We start from the raw sequence: 3,554 nt of genomic DNA, 5'->3' as shown, positions 1-3,554 counted from the left end.
GATCAGCCGAACCACGGAGTCTTGCAAACTTTACTCGCAGCTTATCGGGCAAATCCAAACAGATGTAGAGGCCCGCCCGCTTGATCGTACGGCAGTTGCAAGGGTGATAGAATTTGCAGCAAGGCAAGCAGAGGATGGTGAAAAGCTCACCCTACATCGCGACAGTATCAGCGCTATCATACTTGAAGCAAATTACTGGGCTGAACAGCAAAACCTTGCGGTAATAAACCGCGAAACAATTCAGCAAGCCATAGAAGCAAAGCAGTTCAGAACTGACTATCTGAAAGAGTGTATTACAGACAGTATTCACCGCGGTATTAACCAGATAGATACAGATGGAGAAAAAGTAGGCCAGATAAACGGGCTGTCAATTATCAGTGTTGACGAGAATATGTTCGGCCGCCCCTGCCGTATCACTGCTGCCGTTCATTTGGGCCAAAGCCATGTCGTCAATATTGAGCGCGAAGTGGATATGAGCGGCCCGAGCCACTCGAAAGGTGTCATGATCCTGACAGCCTATCTGCGCGAACAATACGAGCAAAAACAACCCCTGTCCTTTTCGGCCACCCTCACTTTCGAACAATCCTACGGAATGATAGATGGCGATAGTGCCTCTGCCGCAGAGCTCTGTGCCTTGCTGTCAGCGATTGCACAGGTCCCGATAAAGCAAAACATAGCCGTCACTGGCGCTATTGATCAGCATGGAAATATCGAAGCCATTGGCGGGGTCAACGAGAAAATCGAAGGCTTCTTTGATATTTGCAATCTTAAAGGGCTCACCGGCGAACAAGGTGTCATCATCCCTAGAACAAACCTTGCTCATTTAATGGTTAACGAAAGCGTTCGCAACTCCGTTCAAAACGGCAACTTCCATATTTGGGTTGCTGATCATGTTGATCAAGTGATGAATCTCCTCACCGAGGTTGCGATGGGGAAAATAAATACCAAGAATCAGTACCCCGCCAATAGTATCAATGCCGCAATCATCACCCGTATTAAACAGATGAATAAAGCACTTAATAACTCTGGTAGCTCAAAGCCACCCAAAAGAGGATAGCTTTAGTTCTCTGGGTAACCTCAGGCTGGCACTATTACTGTGACAGCTTATACGAGATAACATACAACTGCTCAATGCCCGGGTAGATCTCCTGGATAACGTCCTTTAGGACCGGCAAAGACATGTTCTCTTGTTGTGCATGAAAATCAGAGAGGTCATCAAACAAGATTGGCTCAACCGACAAGATTTCCAAGCTGCAAAACTCTCGCCCCTCTTCCAGGGTAGACACACGGACAACCGTTCCCGGCACATAGTTGTTTTCCGACTCATCACGAATCGTAATTGTCTTTTTTCCAGCTAAAATATCAGCTTCAAATCGTTCAAAGAACAGCATCGTTGTAGGTATTGTCATGATAACCCGTCGTATCATCGTTTAAAGGGCGGCTATTGTACCCAAGCCGCCCCCAGATAAAAGCACATCCATTCAAGAATACCTTAGCAGTCACATAACCATTCAAATCAACAACCTGAGGGTATTAACAATCCATTAATTAATACCTATAAGGCATTAATGCTTCCACACATCCTATTAATTTGTTTTGTATATAATCCTATTTCAGCTTTTTTAATACCTTTTCATCGATAACTATTCATTTCCTAAAACACGATGAAGCAGCAAAGCCTCAACAAGAACAGCTGAATCACAATAACCATATAATATTAAAGTATATTTCGTGTTTAAAACAATTCGAACACGTATTGCCATCAGCGTTGGTATTGCTATGGCATTTACACTACTTATTGCAATGGGAATGACAACGACAGCATTTACCAACGTTAACCAGCAAGTGAGCGATAAGGTTACTGTCCAACTGAGTGATGCCACCAACCTTAATTTGAAAGCAACCGCATCTGAGCAGGGAAAAACCATCGCAAACAGGCTATTTCCGGTTCTGGCAAACCTCAACCAGATACGCTCGATTATTGAATTAAGCGGCGAGAACGGTGCGGGTGCCAATACCATAGTCAAACAATTTATTGCAGCCCTAGAAGCCCAGGACCGCGCGGTATTTGCCGGCTATATGGTATGGGAACAGAAAACCTGGCCTGCAAGCTCCGAGCTAGAAGCATCGGCAGCAATCAACAGCAAAGGCTACCTTGCCCCATTCTTTTCACCGAACAGCAACAGCTTTGATCCTGTTGCCATGGAAAGCTTTAGCAATACAAAGCTTAACAGTAACGGCGAACGCACTGACGACTGGCACCTGATGCCGTACGAAACGGGTCAAACTTTTGTAATGGAACCTTATATGTACCCGGTTCGTGGCAAAGAAGAGCTTATCACGACCATTAGCCAGCCAATCAAAGTCGGCGGTCAAATTGTTGGCTCGCTGGGCTTTGACCTCTCACTGGCCGAGCTTCAGGGGCAAAGTGAAAACCTTGCCCGTGATTTATTCAATGGTGAAGGCAATATCATCATCACATCCTGGAAAGGCGCGGTATTGGCTAACAGTGGCACACCATCTCAGGTTGGCAAAAAGGTCGCCAGCGAGCTGGCATCGCAGTGGTCAAATATTCAGACTCTTGCACGTCAGGAAGGGATTGACCGTATCACCATTGGTGCCAAAGAATATGCCATTACCTCTGTCGATACATCAGGGGCACCGTGGATCGTGATGGTCTCAGTACCAGGTAGCAAGCTAGTTCAAAGCATTTCAGCATTCGAAAGCTGGATTGGCAGCCAAAATGATCAGGCTATCCAGAAAGGCGTTTTAGCCGGGCTAATTGCGGCAGTTCTTGGTATCGCCACAATCGCCTTCATTGCCAACTCGCTTGGCAAAGTGCTTTCAAACCTTGTTGAGCGATTCAAAGATGTCGCACACGGCGATGGTGATCTCACTTACCGACTAGATGTAAAAGGGCAAGATGAAACGGTCCAACTTGCCCATTGGTTCAACACCTTTCTCATTCGCCTGCAAGAGACACTCTGCTCGGTAAAACAAACGGCAGATCAAGTTGGGTGCAATGCACAGGAGGGCAAGACAAAAGCTGAAGACTCTAAAGAAAAACTGAATGCACAAGTTAATGAAGTGAACTCGCTGGCAGCCGCAATCAACCAGATGACGGCATCGGCGCAGGAAGTTGCCGGCTCCGCCGTTCAGGCAGCTGCGGCGGCAAACCAGGTGCAATCCAACAGCCTAAGCGGCATGGGGCAAATGGACAACACAGCAACAGCTGTCAGTGAACTGGCAGGTCGCATCAACGATGCCCAGGATCAAATTCAGAACCTTGCCCAATCAAGCGCAGCGATCCAAGGCTTGCTAACTGAGATCGGTGGTATTGCTGATCAAACGAACCTACTGGCACTTAACGCAGCTATTGAAGCTGCCCGAGCAGGAGAGGCCGGTAGAGGCTTTGCGGTTGTTGCCGATGAAGTACGTAACCTGGCAACCAGAACGCAAACGTCGACAGAAGAAATCCGGGCTATGCTGGGCCGCCTGGAACAAGACACTCAGTCCATTATGGTCTCTATGCAACAAAGCCAGCAACAGGCAAT

At 47.2% G+C, this 3,554-nt stretch carries 3 protein-coding genes; 2 read left to right on the top strand and 1 reads right to left on the bottom strand.

Annotated features, from left to right (window positions below):
• Positions 1–1,057 (top strand): Lon-insertion domain-containing protein (locus MHN01_RS20535; RefSeq protein WP_239413121.1); only part of this gene is annotated, 1,057 nt, incomplete at its 5' end.
• 34 nt (positions 1,058–1,091) lie between these two features.
• Here MHN01_RS20535 and yqfB read toward each other — a convergent pair.
• The gene (gene yqfB, locus MHN01_RS20530; protein ID WP_239413120.1) at positions 1,092–1,409 is read right to left on the bottom strand and encodes a N(4)-acetylcytidine aminohydrolase; all 318 of its coding nucleotides are present in this window, start codon (positions 1,407–1,409) and stop codon (positions 1,092–1,094) included.
• Between the two features lie 322 nt (positions 1,410–1,731).
• On the opposite strand from yqfB, the gene MHN01_RS20525 reads away from it, so the two are divergent.
• The coding region (locus MHN01_RS20525; RefSeq protein WP_239413119.1) for a methyl-accepting chemotaxis protein at positions 1,732–3,554 on the top strand (1,823 nt) is incomplete at its 3' end.

It is taken from the genome of Photobacterium sp. OFAV2-7, assembly GCF_022347985.1.
In the GTDB taxonomy this organism is placed as follows: domain Bacteria; phylum Pseudomonadota; class Gammaproteobacteria; order Enterobacterales; family Vibrionaceae; genus Photobacterium.
This window is presented reverse-complemented; position numbering and strand designations above follow the sequence as displayed.